This is a genomic window from Microbaculum marinisediminis, assembly GCF_025397915.1.
Classification (GTDB): Bacteria; Pseudomonadota; Alphaproteobacteria; order Rhizobiales; family Tepidamorphaceae; genus Microbaculum; species Microbaculum marinisediminis.
Genome location: NZ_JALIDZ010000001.1, coordinates 254,084 through 270,796, shown reverse-complemented (window position 1 = coordinate 270,796; position 16,713 = coordinate 254,084). Strand labels below are relative to the sequence as shown.

Annotated in this window: 17 protein-coding genes; 12 read left to right on the top strand and 5 right to left on the bottom strand. The window is 67.9% G+C overall.

Features of this window, described 5'->3' with window-relative positions; genetic code table 11:
• Positions 1-121 precede the first annotated feature (121 nt).
• The 4 genes from MUB46_RS01350 to MUB46_RS01335 all read left to right on the top strand — a co-directional run bounded on the left by MUB46_RS01350 (position 122) and on the right by MUB46_RS01335 (position 5,207).
• The gene (locus MUB46_RS01350; RefSeq protein ID WP_261614063.1) at positions 122-1,519 is read left to right on the top strand and encodes a glutamine synthetase family protein; all 1,398 of its coding nucleotides are present in this window, start codon (positions 122-124) and stop codon (positions 1,517-1,519) included.
• 62 nt (positions 1,520-1,581) lie between these two features.
• On the top strand, positions 1,582-2,970 hold the full coding sequence (locus MUB46_RS01345; protein WP_261614062.1) for an aspartate aminotransferase family protein: 1,389 nt from the start codon (positions 1,582-1,584) through the stop codon (positions 2,968-2,970).
• A gap of 14 nt (positions 2,971-2,984) precedes the next feature.
• The gene (locus MUB46_RS01340) at positions 2,985-4,274 is read left to right on the top strand and encodes an NAD(P)/FAD-dependent oxidoreductase (protein WP_261614061.1); all 1,290 of its coding nucleotides are present in this window, start codon (positions 2,985-2,987) and stop codon (positions 4,272-4,274) included.
• Positions 4,275-4,304: 30 nt separating this feature from the next.
• On the top strand, positions 4,305-5,207 hold the full coding sequence (locus MUB46_RS01335; protein WP_261614060.1) for a homocysteine S-methyltransferase family protein: 903 nt from the start codon (positions 4,305-4,307) through the stop codon (positions 5,205-5,207).
• 4 nt (positions 5,208-5,211) lie between these two features.
• Here MUB46_RS01335 and MUB46_RS01330 read toward each other — a convergent pair whose 3' ends face one another.
• Entirely contained in the window at positions 5,212-5,559 is a 348-nt protein-coding gene (locus tag MUB46_RS01330) for a hypothetical protein (RefSeq protein ID WP_261614059.1), read from the bottom strand.
• A gap of 13 nt (positions 5,560-5,572) precedes the next feature.
• Positions 5,573-6,322, bottom strand: coding sequence for an SDR family oxidoreductase (locus tag MUB46_RS01325; RefSeq protein WP_261614058.1), 750 nt, complete (start codon positions 6,320-6,322; stop codon positions 5,573-5,575).
• Positions 6,323-6,532: 210 nt separating this feature from the next.
• On the opposite strand from MUB46_RS01325, the gene MUB46_RS01320 reads away from it, so the two are divergent.
• From MUB46_RS01320 to clpS, 6 genes are all read left to right on the top strand, one after another.
• Entirely contained in the window at positions 6,533-7,252 is a 720-nt protein-coding gene (locus tag MUB46_RS01320; protein WP_261614057.1) for a CerR family C-terminal domain-containing protein, read from the top strand.
• Positions 7,252-8,205, top strand: a complete 954-nt coding sequence (locus MUB46_RS01315; protein WP_261614056.1) for an HlyD family secretion protein — start codon at positions 7,252-7,254, stop codon at positions 8,203-8,205. Before MUB46_RS01320 ends, MUB46_RS01315 begins: the two co-directional genes overlap by 1 nt.
• On the top strand, positions 8,202-9,164 hold the full coding sequence (locus tag MUB46_RS01310) for an ABC transporter ATP-binding protein (protein ID WP_261614055.1): 963 nt from the start codon (positions 8,202-8,204) through the stop codon (positions 9,162-9,164). Before MUB46_RS01315 ends, MUB46_RS01310 begins: the two co-directional genes overlap by 4 nt.
• Positions 9,165-9,576: 412 nt before the next feature.
• Positions 9,577-10,710, top strand: coding sequence for an ABC transporter permease (locus tag MUB46_RS01305; protein ID WP_261614054.1), 1,134 nt, complete (start codon positions 9,577-9,579; stop codon positions 10,708-10,710).
• A 48-nt stretch (positions 10,711-10,758) separates the two neighbouring features.
• On the top strand, positions 10,759-11,277 hold the full coding sequence (locus MUB46_RS01300) for a DUF6790 family protein (RefSeq protein ID WP_261614053.1): 519 nt from the start codon (positions 10,759-10,761) through the stop codon (positions 11,275-11,277).
• 180 nt (positions 11,278-11,457) lie between these two features.
• Positions 11,458-11,775 (top strand): ATP-dependent Clp protease adapter ClpS, encoded by a 318-nt coding sequence (clpS, locus tag MUB46_RS01295; protein WP_261614052.1) that lies wholly within the window; start codon positions 11,458-11,460, stop codon positions 11,773-11,775.
• A gap of 279 nt (positions 11,776-12,054) precedes the next feature.
• On the opposite strand, the gene MUB46_RS01290 is transcribed toward clpS, so the two are convergent.
• Positions 12,055-13,677, bottom strand: coding sequence for a BCCT family transporter (locus MUB46_RS01290; protein ID WP_261614051.1), 1,623 nt, complete (start codon positions 13,675-13,677; stop codon positions 12,055-12,057).
• Between the two features lie 18 nt (positions 13,678-13,695).
• Positions 13,696-14,109, bottom strand: a complete 414-nt coding sequence (locus MUB46_RS01285; RefSeq protein ID WP_261614050.1) for a universal stress protein — start codon at positions 14,107-14,109, stop codon at positions 13,696-13,698.
• A 351-nt stretch (positions 14,110-14,460) separates the two neighbouring features.
• Between MUB46_RS01285 and MUB46_RS01280 the strand changes: the two genes are divergently transcribed.
• Both MUB46_RS01280 and MUB46_RS01275 read left to right on the top strand, forming a co-directional pair.
• Positions 14,461-15,315: a hypothetical protein gene (locus MUB46_RS01280; protein WP_261614049.1), complete on the top strand. Its 855-nt coding sequence runs from the start codon at positions 14,461-14,463 to the stop codon at positions 15,313-15,315.
• A gap of 89 nt (positions 15,316-15,404) precedes the next feature.
• On the top strand, positions 15,405-15,887 hold the full coding sequence (locus MUB46_RS01275) for an SRPBCC family protein (protein ID WP_261614048.1): 483 nt from the start codon (positions 15,405-15,407) through the stop codon (positions 15,885-15,887).
• Positions 15,888-15,958: 71 nt separating this feature from the next.
• On the opposite strand, the gene MUB46_RS01270 is transcribed toward MUB46_RS01275, so the two are convergent.
• Entirely contained in the window at positions 15,959-16,657 is a 699-nt protein-coding gene (locus MUB46_RS01270) for a winged helix-turn-helix transcriptional regulator (RefSeq protein WP_261614047.1), read from the bottom strand.
• Positions 16,658-16,713: the final 56 nt, after the last annotated feature.

The window sequence follows — 16,713 nt, the reverse complement described above, 5'->3', positions numbered from 1 at the left end:
GCCTGAAGTCGGTCGGTGGATTGACTTTCGGGATTTGTGATCACAAAATTGGGGCATCCGAAACATCAGGCGGCCGGCGCGGCTATTAGACGTTCGCGCAATGGTCGCGGGCTGCGCAAGGATGCCACGCAAAAAAGTGTCACAAGAGACCCTGGAGTCCCCGCGCGGGGTTGCTTCTTTCGACGAAGCGAAAGCGTGGGTGGCCACCCGGAACATCGATGACGTCGAGTGCATCGTGCCGGATCAGTCCGGGGTCGCACGCGGCAAGCTGATGCCCGCCTCGAAGTTCTTCGAGGGCCGCGTCATGAACATGCCGGAGTCGATCTTCTACCAGACGATAAGCGGCGACTATCCCAAACTGGACGGCCTCGCCGGCCTCGACCCGGCCGACGGCGACCTCCTGTTCAGGCCGGATTTCGCCACGCTGTGCATCGTGCCCTGGGAGGAGGAGCCGACCGCGCAGGTCATCCACGACGCCTATCACTCCGACGGGCGCGTGGTCGAGCTCGCCCCGCGGCAGGTGCTGCGGCGGGTGATCAAGCTGTTCGAGAACCGCGGCTGGAAGCCGGTGGTGGCGCCCGAGGTGGAGTTCTACCTGGTCCGCCCCAACACCGATCCGGACTATCCGCTGGAGCCGCCGATCGGCCGTTCGGGCCGCCCCGAGACGGGGCGCAAGTCGTTCTCGATCTCGGCGGTCAACGAATTCGACCCGCTGTTCGACGACATCTACGACTATTCGGAAGCCCAGGGCCTCGAGATCGACACGCTGATCCACGAGGAAGGCGCCGCGCAGATGGAGATCAACCTGCGCCATGGCGACCCGCTGGAGCTCGCCGACCAGGTGTTCCTGTTCAAGCGGACGATCCGCGAGGCGGCGCTCAAGCACAACACCTACGCCACCTTCATGGCCAAGCCGATCGCCCAGGAGCCCGGCAGCGCCATGCACATCCACCAGTCGATCGTCGATGCGAAGACGGGCCGGAACATCTTCTCCGACGCGGACGGCGAGCCGACCACCGAGTTCTTCTCGTTCATCGCCGGTCTGCAGGAATACCTGCCGGCAGCGATGTGCATGCTCGCCCCGTATGTGAATTCCTACCGGCGGCTGGCGCGCTATACCGCCGCCCCGATCAATATCCAGTGGGGCCACGACAACCGCACCGTCGGCCTGCGCATTCCGCGCTCCAAGCCGGACGCCCGCCGCGTCGAGAACCGGGTGCCGTCCTCCGACGCCAATCCCTATCTGGCGATCGCCGCCTCGCTCGCCTGCGGCTGGCTCGGTATCCAGAAGGGGCTGACACCCTCCGATCCGATCAAGGGGTCGGCCCGCGATCTGCCCTACGACCTGCCGCGCGGCCTGCTCGAGGCGGTCGCCGCGTTCCAGGAATGCGAGCCGATGCGGGAGGTGTTCGGCGAGACCTTCGTGTCGGTCTACTCCGCCCTCAAGCAGGAGGAGTTCGAGACCTTCATGCGGGTGATCAGCCCGTGGGAACGCGAGTATCTGCTGTTGAACGTATGACGAGCCCGTCGCCGCCCCGGCCGATCGTCGGGGGCAAGGCGACACTTCCGACAGGAGCCATCATGAACCATGCCCCCAATCTCTCGACCGCCGACATTCAGCGCGTCGACGCCGCCCATCACCTCCACCCGTTCACCGACTACAAGGCGCTGAACGCGGAGAAGAGCCGCGTCATCGCCCGCGGCGACGGCATCTGGCTGTGGGATACGGATGGCAACCGCTTTCTCGACGGCATGGCCGGCCTGTGGTGCACCCAGATCGGCCACGGCCGCCGCGAGATCGCCGACGCCGTGCACCGGCAGATGACCGAGCTCGAGTACTACAACACCTTCTTCAAGACGACGCATCCCGCCGCGGCGAAGCTGTCGGAGGTGCTGGCCGAGCTGACGCCCGAGGGCCTCAACCACGTCTTCTTCACCAATTCCGGGTCCGAGGCCAACGACACCGTGTTCCGCATGGTGCGCTACTACTGGCAGCTTCTCGGCAAGCCGTCGAAGCAGGTGATCATCGGCCGCAACTACGGCTACCACGGCTCGACCGTGGCCGCCTCGGCGCTCGGCGGCATGGCCGGCATGCATGCCCAGGCCGGCATGGTTCCCGGCGTGCATCACATCACGCCGCCCTATTGGTTCGACTACGGTGGCGACATGTCGCCCGAGGAATTCGGCGTCTGGGCGGCGCGGGAGCTCGAGCGCGCGATCGACGAACTCGGCGAGGACAATGTCGCCGCCTTCATCGCCGAGCCGATCCAGGGCGCCGGCGGCGTGCTGATCCCGCCGGAGACCTACTGGCCGGAAATCCGGCGCATCTGCTCCGAGCGCGACATCCTGCTCGTCGTCGACGAGGTCATCTGCGGCTTCGGACGCACCGGAAACTGGTTCGGCTCCGACACCTACGACCTGAAGCCCGACCTGATGCCGATCGCCAAGGGCCTGTCGTCCGGCTACCTGCCGATCGGCGGCGTCATGGTCAGCGACCGCGTCGCCGAGGTGGTCATCGAAAAGGGCGGCGAGTTCTACCACGGCTACACCTACTCGGGGCATCCGGCCGCCTGCGCCGCGGCGCTGGAGAACCTGCGCATCATGCGCGACGAGAAGGTGGTCGAGCACTGCGCCAACGAGGCCGCGCCCTATCTGCAGCAGAAGTGGGCGGAGTTCGGCGAGCACCCGCTGGTCGGCGAGGCGCGCATGAAGGGCCTGGTCGGCGCGCTGGAGCTGGTGCCCAACAAGCCGAACCGCGCCGAGCGGTTCGACAATGTCGGCCAGGTCGGCACCATGGCCCGCGATTTTTCCTTCGGCAACGGCCTGATCATGCGCGGCGTCCGCGATGCCCTGATCATCTCGCCGCCGCTGGTGATGACCCGCGAGGAGATCGACCAGATGGCCAAGCTCATCGGGAAGACTCTCGACGACACTTATGCCGAGCTGAAGAAGCAGGGTCGTATCGGCTAGGCGCGGAGACCGCGATGGAAAGGCCGGGGGAACCGTATCCCGTCGATTCCTGGTACACGGAGACGGCGCACGCGCTCGACCCGTTCCCGGCGATCGACGGCGACATCCGGGCCGACGTCGCCATCGTCGGCGGCGGCTTCACCGGCCTGTCGGCGGCGCTGCATCTGGCCGAGCGCGGCGTCGACGTCGTCCTGCTCGAGGCGAACCGCGTCGGCTGGGGCGCGTCGGGCCGCAATGGCGGCCAGATCCACTCCGGCCAGCGCCGCGACGTCGAATGGACCGAGGCGCAGTTCGGCGTCGAGCGTTCGAAGCGGCTGTGGGCGCTGGCCGAGGAGGCGAAGGCGCTTGTGCGCGGCCTGATCGATCGTCACGGTATCGATTGCGACCTGCGCGACGGCCTTTTCGGCACCGCCCACAAGCAGCGCTACGTCGCCGGCGAACGGCGCTACGTCGACAAGCTGCGCGGCGAGTACGGCTACGACCAGATCGAATGGGTCGGGCGCGACGACCTCGCCGAAGCGCTCGGCACCGACGTCTATTTCGGCGGCATGCGCGATGCCGGCGCGGGCCATCTGCACCCGCTGAACTTCGCACTCGGGCTCGCCCGCGCCGCCGCCGCGGCCGGCGCGCGCATCCACGAGGCAACCGTCGTCACCGGACTAGAGGGCGGCGCCACGCCGGTGCTGGTGACGCCGCGCGGCCGCGTATCGGCCGATACCGTGATCCTTGCCGGCAACGGCTATCTCGACGGCGTCGAACCCGACGTCGAGTCGCGCGTCATGCCGATCAACAACTACGTCCTGACCACCGAGCCCATCGGTGCCGGCGCGCCGGGCGGGATCCTGAAGGGCGGCGAGGCGGCCTCCGATTCCCGCTTCGTCATCTACTACTGGCGCCCGACGCCGGACGGCCGCCTGCTGTTCGGCGGCGGCGAGACCTACACGCGGACCTTCCCCGCCGACGTCCGCGCCTTCGTGCGCAAGCACATGCTGAACATCTATCCGCAGTTCAGGGACGCGCGGATCGACCATGCCTGGGGCGGCACGCTGGCGGTCACCGTCAACCGTCTGCCCTATATCCGCAAGATCAGGACCGGCGTCTATGTCGGCGCCGGTTATTCCGGCCAGGGCGTCACCATCGCCCCGCTCGGCGGCAAGCTGCTGGCCGACGCGCTGACCGATGCGCCGGACCGGCTCGACGACTTCGCGTCGATGTCCTGCCCGCCGTTTCCGGGCGGCAAGTGGCTGCGCACGCCGACGCTGGTCGCCGCCATGACCTGGTTCGCGCTTCGCGACCGATTGTAGTTCGCCCGCCGATCGGTCAGGCTGGTGGCCATGAGCGGATCGATCGTCATCCTCGACGGCAGTATGGGCCAGGAGCTCGAGACGGCGGGCGCGCCCTTCCGCAGGCCCGAATGGTCGGCGCTGGCGCTGATGGAGGGCCCCGACCACGTGCGCCGCGCCCATGACGCCTATGTCGCCGCCGGCGCCGAGATACTCACCACCAACGCCTATGCCCTGGTGCCCTATCATATCGGAGAGGCGCGCTTCGCCGCGGATGCCGCGCGGCTCGCCGCGCTCGCCGGCCGTCTGGCGCGCGAGGCCGCCGACGCGGCAGGCGAGGGCAGGGTGCGCGTGGCCGGCTGCCTGCCGCCGTTGTTCGGCTCCTATCGCCCCGACTTGTTCGATCCCGCGCGCGCGCCCGAACTGCTCGCCGTTCTGATCGGCGCGCAGGCGCCGTATGTCGATCTGTGGCTCGCCGAGACCATGGGGTCGATCGCCGAAGTCGAGGCCGTGCGCACGGCGCTGAAGGACGATGGGCGCCCGCTGTGGCTGGCCTTCACCCTGAAGGACGATCATCCCGATCTCGCCGATCCGCGCCTGCGCTCGCACGAAACGGTGGACGACGCCGTGCGCGCCGCCGTGCGGCTCGGCGCCGGCGCGGTCCTGTTCAACTGCAGCCAGCCCGAGGTGATGGGCGCGGCCGTGAGCCTCGCCTGCCAGACGCTGCGCGATCTCGGCGGCGACCTGCCCGTCGGCGTCTATGCCAACGCCTATGTGCCGATGACGGACGACACCGAATCGAACACCGACACCGCGATCCTGCGGCCGGAGCTGGACCCGCCGGCCTATCTCGACTTCGCCCGCGGCTGGGTACGGCGCGGCGCCACCATCATCGGCGGCTGCTGCGGCATCGGGCCCGAGCACGTCGCCGCGCTCAGGCGGGCCTTCGGCTGATCCCTCAGAACTTGCGGCCGATGCCGATGCGGCCCTGGCTCTCGCCGCGGTCGTCCTGCCAGGTCTCCCGCGCGATGAAGCTGTTGCCGCGGCTGTACTCGTACCGGTTCACCTGGCCGCGGACGTCCTGGACCACCGTTTCGGATTCCAGGATCGCCCGGCTCGGCGCCTTGCCCGGCATGTAGAAGCGGTCGCGCGGATGCACGAAGACGTCGCCGAACAGCTCGGCTTCGGACAGCGGCGCGGGCGTCTCCTGGGCCCCCGCGCCGGCAGCCCCCATCAGGATCGCCGCCAGGATCATGACGAGCCCGGCGAACGGGACGAGGCGGCGGAACCGAAACATGTCGAACATCGTACCCTCACACTCAGATGCAGCGGCCACCGTCCACCTCCAGCGCGACTCCGGTGATGAACTGGGCCTCGTCGGAGGCGAGCCACAGCGCCGCGTTGGCGATGTCCAGCGGCGTCGACAGCCGCCCGAGCGGGATCGTCGAGATGAACTTCTCGCGCATCTGCGGCGTGTCCTCGCCCATGAACAGATGCAGCATGCCGGTCTCGCCGGCGACGGGGCACAGGCAGTTGACGCGGATCTTCTTCGGCGCCAGTTCGACCGCCATCGACTTCGTCGCGGTGATCGCGAAGCCCTTCGAGGCGTTGTACCAGGTCAGCCCCGGCCGCGGCCTCAGGCCGGCCGTCGAGGCGGTGGTGATGATCACGCCGCCCTTCGCTTCCATCGCTGGAACGGCGTCCTGCGCGGCCAGATAGATCGCCTTGGCGTTGACCGCGAGGATGCGGTCGAACTCCGCCTCCGAGACCTCGGTCATCGGCTTGTTGCGATGGGTGTAGCCGGCATTGTTGACCAGGATGTCGAGGCCGCCGAAGCCGTCGGTCGCCGCGGCGATCATCGCCTTGACGTCGGCGCCGCTGGTGACGTCGGCCTTCACCGCGACGGCCTTAGCGCCGATGTCGTCGGCCACTGCCTTGGCGCCGTCGCCGTTCAGGTCGGCGACGACCACCCTCGCGCCTTCCTCGGCGAAGCGTCTGGCGATGCCCTCGCCGAACCCCGACGCTCCGCCGGTGACCACCGCCACCTTGCCCTCGAGCCTGCCTGCCATCGCGTATCTCCCTCGTTTGCGTTTCTTGCTGTCGGCCTATGCCGTTTCTCCAGCACTAGCCTGTCCGGGTTTTCGAGGAAAGCCGCCCGTCGACCCGTTTTCGACGGGCGGCGCGCGGTGCCGGTGAGGTCATACCGAATAATTCAATCGATTGACTTAATCGTTCGAATGAACTAATTATCTCGGACAATCAGCATTCGGATCGACGTGATGACGCAATCGAGCCCAGGTAGGAAACAGAAGCCGCCCGCGAACATGGCCGGCCGCGACGAGCCTGCCCGCGGGCCGGCGGAGGACACCAAGCAGCGCCTGATCGATGCCGCGCTCGATACTTTCGGCCGCTTCGGCTTCGATGGTGCCTCGACCCGCGAGATCGCCCGGCGCGCCGGCGTCAACCTGGCCGCGATCCCCTATCACTTCGGCGGCAAGGACGGGCTGCACAAGGCGGTGGCGCAGCACATCGTCGACGAGGTCGCCGGCCGCATCGGCCCGGCGGTGGACGCGGTGGCGACCGCGCTCGACCGGGGGGAGGTGGACCCGGGGCAGGCGCGGGACATGCTGCAGATGGTCACCGGCAATGCCGTCGAGGTCATCCTCGGCCATCCGGAGGCGTCGCGCTGGGCGCCGTTCGTGCTGCGCGAGCAGATAGATCCCTCGCCGACCTTCGACGTGATCTACGACGGCTTCCTGGAGCGCATGCACAAGACCATGACCGCGCTCTACGCCCGTGCCACCGGTCAGTCCGAATCCGCCCCCGAGAGCATCGCCGCGGTGTTCATGCTGTTCGGTCAGCTCGTCATCTTCCGCATGGGCCGCGCCATGGTCGATCGCCGCCTCGGCTGGAAGGGCTACGGCGAGCCCGAAATCGGCCTTGTCCGGGAGGTGCTGCGCAAGCACCTCGACGCGACGATCGAGGCGGGGAGGGCGTGATGCGCCCCCTGCGGCTTCCGGTCCTCCTGCTCGTGGCGGTCGGCCTGTCCGGCTGCTTCTGGCAGGAAAAGAGCGATGTCCTGCAGGGCTATGTCGAGGGCGATTTCCTCGATGTCGGCGCCGAGGAGACCGGCCGGCTCGTCGCCCTCGACGTGCGGCGCGGCGACGCCGTGACGGCCGGCGCCGAACTGTTCCGCATCGACGATACCGACGCCCGCGCCGCGCGCGCCGAGGCCGAGGCCCGGCTCGCCCAGGCCAAGGCCCAGCTCGCCGATCTGGAGAAGGGGCGGCGCAAGGAAGAGCTCGACGTGCTCCAGGCCCAGCACGACGAGATCGAGGCCAGCCTGGAATACGCGCGCCGGGAGTATCAGCGCTACCGCACCCTCCACGAGGCCAGCGTCGTCTCCGACGCGAACGCCGAGAACGCCGAGGAACGCCTTAAGACGCTGCAATCGCGGCTGGCCTCGATGGCCGCCCAGATCGATGTCGCCAAGCTCGCCGCCCGCCCCGACGCCATCAAGGCGGCGCAGGATGCCGTCGACGCCGCGTCGCAGGCGGTCGCCCGGATCGACGCCCGAATTGCCCGGCTGACCGGCGCCGCGCCGATGGCCGGCAGCGTCCAGGATACCTATTACGAACCCGGCGAGGTGGTGCCGGCCGGCCGCGCGGTGGTCTCGGTGCTGCCGCCGGAAAATCTCAAGGTCCGCTTCTTCGTGCCCCAGGACCGGTTGGCCGAGGCGGCGCTCGGCGGGGCGGTGTCGGTTTCCTGCGACGGCTGCGCCGCGCCGATCCCGGCGAAGATCACCTTCATCTCGGACTCGGCGGAATTCACCCCGCCGGTGATCTATTCGGTCCACGCCCGCCAGAAGCTCGTCTACATGGTCGAGGCCCACCCGGACGACACCGCCGGCCTGAATGTCGGCCAGCCGGTCGACGTGAGGTTCGCGCCATGACCGCGCCACCCGCCTCCGACCAGCCTTTCGCCGCTACATCAGACGAGGTGATCGCCGTTCGCGGCCTCACCAAGCGCTTCGGCACCAAGACGGTGGTCGACAATGTCGACCTCAACGTCAAGCGCGGCGAGATCGTCGGTTTCCTCGGGCCGAACGGCTCCGGCAAGACCACGACGATCCGCATGATCTGCGGCCTGCTCAAGGCAGACGAGGGCGAGGGCACCGCGCTCGGCCACGACATCCGCACGGAGTCCGCCGCGATCAAGCTGCAGACCGGCTACATGACGCAGCGCTTCTCCTATTACGAAGACCTGACCATCCGCGAGAACCTCGATTTCGTCGCCCGGCTCTACGACCTGAGGCCGCGCGGCGAAACGATCGACAGGACGCTGGAGCGGCTCGGTCTGGCCGACCGCCAGAACCAGCTTGCCGGCACCCTGTCGGGCGGCTGGAAGCAGCGCCTGGCGCTTGCCGCCTGCGTCATGCACCAGCCCAAGCTCCTGCTCCTCGACGAGCCGACGGCCGGCGTCGACCCGAAGGCGCGGCGCGAATTCTGGGACGAGATTCACGCGCTCGCAGACGAGGGGCTGACCGTTCTCGTCTCCACCCATTACATGGACGAGGCCGAGCGCTGCCATCGCATCGTCTACATCGCCTACGGCACCATCGTCGCCCGTGGCACCGTCGCGCAGGTGGTCGCCGAATCCGGCCTGAAGACCTGGGTCATCCACGGCGACGGGTCCGGCCGGCTGATGAACGAGCTGCGGACGCTGCCCGGCGTCGAGCAGGTCGCGCCCTTCGGCACCGATATCCACGTCGTCGGCTCGGACGGCGGCGCGCTGGAGAAGGGCGTCACGGCGGTCGCCCGGGAGCGCAACCTGAAGGCGGAGCCCGGCGAGACGAGCCTGGAAGACGTCTTCATCAAGCTGATGACCGACGCCCAGGCGCTGGAACAATGACCGCGGCGCTTCCTCTCGATCTTCGGCAGTCCCGTTCGGGCGGGGCGCCCTGTGGCGCTCCCGATGGCGGCATCGTCGGTGTGCCGCTCCGCGCGCCTTCGGCCCGCGCCCCCTCTCTCCATCCCTCCCCCACAAGGGGGGAGGGGGCCATTCGCCGCGACGGCCCGTGCCGGTTCGCGATGGTCCGGCCAGCGGATGAACCGCAGACCATCGGATCGACGCCGGGACGTGCCGCTTGCTCCTCCCTCCCCCCGTGTGGGGGAGGGATGGGGAGAGGGGTTGCCCGGCGCGCCGCGCCGGGCGGGTTCGAGCCCGCCTCGCGACGGCCGCCCGACGAACGCTCGCGGTCCCGCGCGATCGCCTCCAGCCGCGACCCCGGCCGGAAACCCGGCCGCGACAACGGTGTCGCGCAATGACCGCCCTCTCGCTCTCCCGCATCGGCGCCATCCTGATGAAGGAGATGATCCAGATGCGCCGGGACCGGCTGACCTTCGCCATGATGGTCGGCATCCCGATCATCCAGCTCATCCTGTTCGGCTTTGCCATCAACACCGATCCGAAGGACCTGCCGACGGCGGCGATCGTCCAGGATACGAGCCGCTTCGGCCGCTCCGTCTTCGCGGCGATGCAGAACTCCGGCTACTTCGAGTTCGTCGAGACCGCGCAGAGCGAGGCGCAGGCCCGCGAGATGCTGGCGCGCGGCGACGTCTCCTTCGTCGTCACCGTACCGGTGGATTTCGGCCGCGACCTGATGCGCGGCGACACGCCCTCGCTGCTGCTCGAGGCCGACGCGACCGATCCGGCGGCGGCGTCCGGCGCGGTCGGGGCGATCGCGCAGATCGTAAACTCGGGGCTGGAGCACGACCTGCGCGGTCCGCTGGAGCCGCTGAAGCAGGGCCGCCCGCCGGTCGAGGTCGTGATCCACCGCATGTTCAATCCGGAGATCATCACCCAGTACAACATCGTGCCGGGCCTGCTCGGCGTGGTGCTCACCATGACGACGATCCTGATGACGGCGATGGCGCTCACCCGCGAGCTCGAGCGCGGCACCATGGAGAACCTGCTGGCGATGCCGGCGAAGCCCGTCGAGATCATGGTCGGCAAGATCGTGCCCTATATCGGCCTCGGCTTCATCCAGGTCTTCGTCATTCTGGCTGCCGCCTGGACGATCTTCGAGGTGCCGATGCTCGGCTCGCTGACGGTTCTCTTGTTCGCGCTCCTCATCTTCATCGCCGCCAACGTCACGCTGGGCTACACCTTCTCCACGGTGTCGCGCACGCAGATGCAGGCGATGCAGATGACGTTCTTCTTCTTCCTGCCCTCGATCCTGCTGTCGGGCTTCATGTTCCCGTTCCGGGGCATGCCGGTCTGGGCGCAATGGATCGGCGAGGTGCTGCCGCTCACCCATTTCCTGCGCATCGTCCGCGGCATCGTGCTCAAGGGCAACGGGTTCCCCGACATCGTGACGGAGCTCTGGGCGATCACCGCCTTCTGGTTCGCGGTCGGGCTGGTGGCGCTGCTCCGCTATCGGCGCACCCTCGATTGACCGGCTAAGATCTCCTGCGGGATTGATTCGCGCTTATTGGGGGGCGGCATGATTGCGGCGATCATCACGTTTGTACTGTCCAATTTCACCCTGACCTTTCTGGTCCTCGGGCTCGTTTTCTCGTTCGTGGCGATTGCCCGGGCGCCGAAGCCGGTGAGCACGGCGGTCGTCGTCGAGAAGCTGCTGTCCTGGCACATCTTCTTCGCGATCGGCGTGTCCTACCTCTACAACTTCGTCATGCACGTCTTCTTCGGCAAGATGGCGGCCGCCTTCATCGGCTGGGCCGACAGCCCGTTCCAGTTCGAGGTCGGTACGGCGAGCCTGGGCTTCGCCGTGGTCGCCTTCATCGCCGCGTTCGGCAGCTTCGACCTGCGGCTCGCCGCGATCCTCGCGCCGTCGATCTTCACCCTCGGCGCCGCCGTCGGCCATGTCCGGCAGATGGTCGAGGCGCACAACTTCGCGCCCGGCAACGCCGGCATCATCTTCTGGACCGATATCCTGATCCCGCTGTTCGGCCTGGCCCTGCTGGCGCTGCAGTGGCGGCTCGGCAGGCCGGCGCGACCCTGAGGCGAAGCCTTTAGGCGCGGCCCTGGGGCCTAAAGGCCCGTCACAGCTCCGACTTGACGTCGGGGGCTGACAGCGCGGTTTCGGGTGCTATTTTCTGAGGTCACCGGGTTCGAGCCCCACAGGAGGCCCCGCCTCTCGGGAGGCTCGCCTCAAGGGAGGTCCGCCTCACAGGAGGCCCCGATGAGCGATATCACGGTGAAGCCGCGCCCGAAGGGGCGCACGAAGACCAGGCTGAAGACCGAGCGGCCGCGCCTGCACAAGGTGCTGCTGCTCAACGACGACTTCACGCCGCGCGAATTCGTGGTGATGGTGCTGAGGGCGGTGTTCCGCATGGGCGACACCCAGGCGGAGCGGGTGATGCTGACGGCCCACCAGAAGGGCGTCTGCGTCGTCGCCGTCTTCCCCCGCGACGTTGCCGAGACCAAGGCGACGGAGGCCACGGACCTGGGCAAGCGCGCCGGCTTCCCGCTGATGTTCACGACTGAGCCGGAGGAGTGAGGAGCGGCCCGGCGCAGCCGGACGAAATGCACCGCATTTCGAGTGACGAACGCCCGAGACCCTAGTCGAGGGCAAAGAGCGGCCCGGCGCAGCCGGACGAAATGCACCGCATTTCGAGCGATGGTCGCAGCCCGGTGCCGGCGACGCCGGCAGCGGAAGCATTGCTTCCGAAGGGCGTAGACGCGACGCGTTCGAATGCGTCGCAGTGGCGCCCGAGACCCTAGTCGAGGGCAAAGAGCGGCCCGGCGCGCGAACGCCGGGCCGCGGTCTTGCGGAACGCTACGTCTTCTTGCCGCGCGGTTCGGACATCAGCCCCTTGATCAGGGCGTAGCAGCCGACCAGCAACACGAGGGTGAAGGGCAGCCCGGTCGACACCGAGGCCGCCTGTAGCGCCCCCAGGCCGCCACCGAGCAGCAGCGCGATCGCCACCAGGCCCTCGAACGTCGCCCAGAACACGCGCTGCGGCAGCGGTGCGTCGATCTTGCCGCCGGCCGTGATCGTGTCGATGACCAGCGAGCCGGAGTCCGACGAGGTGACGAAGAACACGATCACCAGCACGATGGCGATGAACGAGGTGATCGCCGCCAGCGGCAGCTCGTCGAGCATGGTGAACAGCTTCAGCTCCAGCGAGGCGTCGGCGATCTCCTGCGCGCCGGCGCTCAGCATCGTGATCGCCGTGCCGCCGAAGGCCGTCATCCACAGGACCGACACCAGCGAGGGGATCAGCAGCACGCAGACCACGAACTCGCGCACGGTGCGGCCGCGGCTGACGCGGGCGATGAACATGCCCACGAACGGCGACCAGGAGATCCACCAGGCCCAGTAGAACGACGTCCAGCCCTGGCTGAAGTTGGTGTCGGTGCGGCCGAACGGATTGGACAGCGCCGGCAGGTACTCGGCATAGGCGACGAGGTTGCCGAAGAAGCCGCTGAGGATCGCCGCCGTCGGACCGATCACGATGACGAAGAGCAAGAGGAGCGCGGCGAGCACCATGTTGATCTCAGACAGCCGCTTGACGCCGGCATCGAGGCCCGCGATCACCGAGATCAGCGCGACGCCGGTGATCGCCGTGATCAGGATCACCTTGGAGACGTCGTTGACCGGCACCCCGAACAGGAATTCCAGGCCGGCATTGGCCTGCTCTGCACCGAAGCCCAGCGACGTCGCCAGACCGAACAGCGTGGCGAAGACGGCCAGCGTGTCGATGACGTGGCCGGTCCAGCCCCACACCCGGTCGCCGAAGACGGGATAGAACATCGAGCGGATCGAGAGCGGCAGGCCCTTGTTGTAGGCGAACAGCGCCAGCGACAGGCCGACGATGGCGTAGATCGCCCACGGGTGCAGGCCCCAGTGGAAGATGGTCGCGGCCATGCCGAGCCGGAGCGCTTCCGCCTCGTCGCCGGCGGCGCCGGCCAGCGGCGCCCAGCTGTCGGGCGAACCCGCGTCCTCGGCGAGCGAGGTGGTGTAGTGCGAGATCGGCTCGGACACGCCGTAGAACATCAGCCCGATGCCCATGCCGGCGGCGAACAGCATGGCGAACCAGCCCGTATAGGAATAGTCGGGCGTGGCCTCCTGCCCGCCGATGCGCACGCTGCCCAGCGGCGTGACGATCAGCGCCAGCGCGACCACCACGAAGATGTCGCCGGCCAGCAGGAACACCCAGTCGAAGGTCGAGGTGATGGCGGGCCTGAGCCAGCCGAAGAAGGTGCCTGCCTGATCCGGCAGCGCCAGCGTCAGGAACACGATGGCGACGATCGACAGCCCCGAGATCAGGAACACGGGGTTGTGGATGTCGAGGCCGAACGGGCCGACCTGCGCCTGGATGTTGTCCTGTCCGACCGTATAGTCGGTGTCGATGATGTCGGCTGCGCCTTCGGGCGCGGCGATGCCTTCGTCACTCATGTTCGTCTCCTGTCCCGGTTAGCGCACGAGAAACACCGACACGTCGGCGTGCGAGGCCACCTGGGCGCCCTGTGTCGAGAAGATGTGCTTGAGCACGCCGGGTACGTGCGTTGCCATGACGACGAGGTCGGCGCCGGTTTCGTGCGCGGCGGCGATCAGCGTCTTGTCGAGGTCGACCGACGGGTCGTGGCTGGGATAGGCCGCCGTCTCGATGGTGAGACCGTGCGCGGCGGCCTGCTTTTCGCCGAACGCCTTCAGCCGCCGGGCGAATTCCTCCGGCGTATGCGCCACCGACGTCGGTGTCTCCGCGGTGACGCCGACGAAGCAGACCGGGATCGCGTAGAGCTTGGCCAGGTCGGTTGCCGTATCGATCGCCTTGCCGAGCACTTCGACATGGGCAAGGTCCACCGGCACCATGATCTTCTTATACATGACGCGCGTCCTCTCGATGTTGATTCACTGTGGCCGACAAGTCTGGCCGCCTTCCTTGCCGTCCCGGAAGGACTCCGGAGCGATGAAAGAAATCAGCGCGGTTGGGGATATCTAAGCGTGGACCTTGGCGTCGTGATCGTCAAATCGCGACCCACTTTGGCCTGTGGAAACCCCAACGTTGCCGCTTCGCGGAGGCGGCGAGATAGTCTCTGGAATTACTATAGCGCGACGCGCTCTGATCTGGCGGCCGTCATGCCGGCGCCTGCCGGCCCGTCTGGCGTTTGCCGCCGTCGCCCGCTAAAGGGGGCTGGCGGACGCAATCGCGCGTCCGCCGACGAATGCGGGACCGACATGGGATTGGCCAAGGACTATGACGCCGCGCGGCGGGCCTGGCGCGAGGCCGGGTTCGCCGGCCTCGCCGCCGCCCTGCGCGGGCGGATCGAGACGATCGCGCGCAAGCGCCGGCTCAGGCGCGAACTCGGCGAGATCCGCCGCAAGGACAGCCTGCAGGACAAGTTCTCGACGATCTATGCCGGGCAGTTCTGGCAGGACGACAAGTATCAGGGTGTCGCGGCCCGGACCGGCAAGGGCATCGACTCGGTGTCGGGAAGCGGCTCGTCGTCGTGGTACACCCCGATCTACGTCGAGGAGCTGCGCCGCTTCCTGTCCGGCCCCGCCCGCGAGATCGTCGGGGCCGACGGCGACATCCGCATCTTCGATGCCCCCTGCGGCGACATGCAGTGGATCGAGCCGATCGCCTTCGCGCCGGGCATCCGCTACAGCGGCGGCGACATCGTTCCCGACCTGATGGCGGCGCTGCAGCGCAAGTATGCCGGCCGCGACGTCGACCTGCTGGTCTTCGACATCACCCGCGACGCCTTCGTCGAGGCCGATATCTGGCACGTGCGCGACTGCCACATCCATCTCTCCTTCGACAACATCGTCCGCTCGCTGGAGAACTTCGCCGCCTCGACCGTGCCCTACGTCCTGATGACGACCTATCCGACCGAAGACGGCTTCACGAACAAGGATATCTTCGACGGCAACTTCCGCCGGCTCGATTTCCGCAAGGCCCCGTTCGGTTTCGATGCGCCGATCCTCTCCCTGCGCGACTATCCCGACGACATGGGCTTCCCGCCGCGCCACATGGCGCTGTATTCGCGCGAGATGATCCGGACGTACCTGGACCGGATGAAGCGGGGCTAGGGCGGGCGAGGCAGGCCGCGTACCATGCGCGAACGCGGTCCCGGTCGCTTCGATGCCTACGCATTGCGGATGCAGCAGGAGAACAGCGAATGACGTCCCCCTTGTTGGCCCCCGATCCCGAACGCGATCTCGTTCTGGAGCGCGATATCGACGTGCCGGTCGCCCTCGTCTGGAAGGCCTGGACGACGCCGGCCCACCTGAAGCACTGGTTCGTCCCGAAGCCCTGGTCGCTCGCCTCCTGCGAGATCGACCTTAGGCCCGGCGGCGCCTTCAACTCCGTCATGCGATCTCCCGAAGGCGAGGAATTCCCGAACTTCGGCTGCTTTCTCGACGTCGTTCCGCAGGAGCAGCTGATTTTCACCGATGCGCTGCTGGCCGGCTTTCGTCCCTCGCCGAAGCCCTTCTTCACCGGGGCCCTGCTGCTCAGCCCGACGAATACCGGCACGCACTACAAGGCGCTCGCCATCCACGGCAATCCGGAATCCCGCAAGCAGCACGAGGAGATGGGATTCCAAGAGGGCTGGGGCACGATGGTCGACCAGCTCGTGGCCTACATCAAGGCGGAGATGTAGCCCGCCGCACCGGTCGCCGGGCCGGTCTTCGCGGGGGGCGCAGTGCGGGCGCGGTCTTGCGGGCCGGGCGTTCAGGCCACCAGCTTGTCCACCTTGGCGAACGGGCTGAGGCCGAACCAGGTCTTGAGATCGCGCTCCAGCCGGCGGCTGCCGGTGACCATGAGCCGGCCGTCGGCCTTCGCCGCGTCGGCGCCGACATAGCCCATCCAGATCTCGGTCATGGTGCGCAGGTCGGTGGCCAGATACAGGTCCACGTCGAAGCCCGGATCGACGGAGCACAGGTCGACGTCTGCGCCCTGCTGCACGATCAGCCACCAGTTGCGCCGTGCCTCCGGCTGGTCGCTGAAGATCACCTGGATGGTGCTTCGGCTATCGGGCATCGGCGAGGGATCGATGTTGCGGCGCATGTCCCACATCAGCAGGCTGGGGTCGAGCTTCTCCAGCGAGGCGTTCGTCTCGACCCATTTCTGCCCCCACACGCCGACGGCCTCGATCACCGGCTGCAGGTCGCGCCCGGCCGGCGTCAGGGCGTATTCCGAGATGGCCTCGCCGCCGCGCACCGGCCGCCGCTCGACGATGCCGGCGTCCTCCAGGTCCTTCAGGCGCTTCGACAGCAGCGCCGGCGACATGCGCGGCACCCCGCGGCGCAGCTCGTTGAACCGCGACGATCCGGCCACCAGCTCGCGCAGCAGCACCATGGTCCAGCGGGTGCACAGGATTTCCGCGGCCATCGCGACCGGGCAAAACTGGTTGTAGCTGCCTTCCGCCATGCTCATCTCCCTTGATGCGGCGTGTCTGCCTGCCTCTGTCGTCGAAGCCTAGTGCG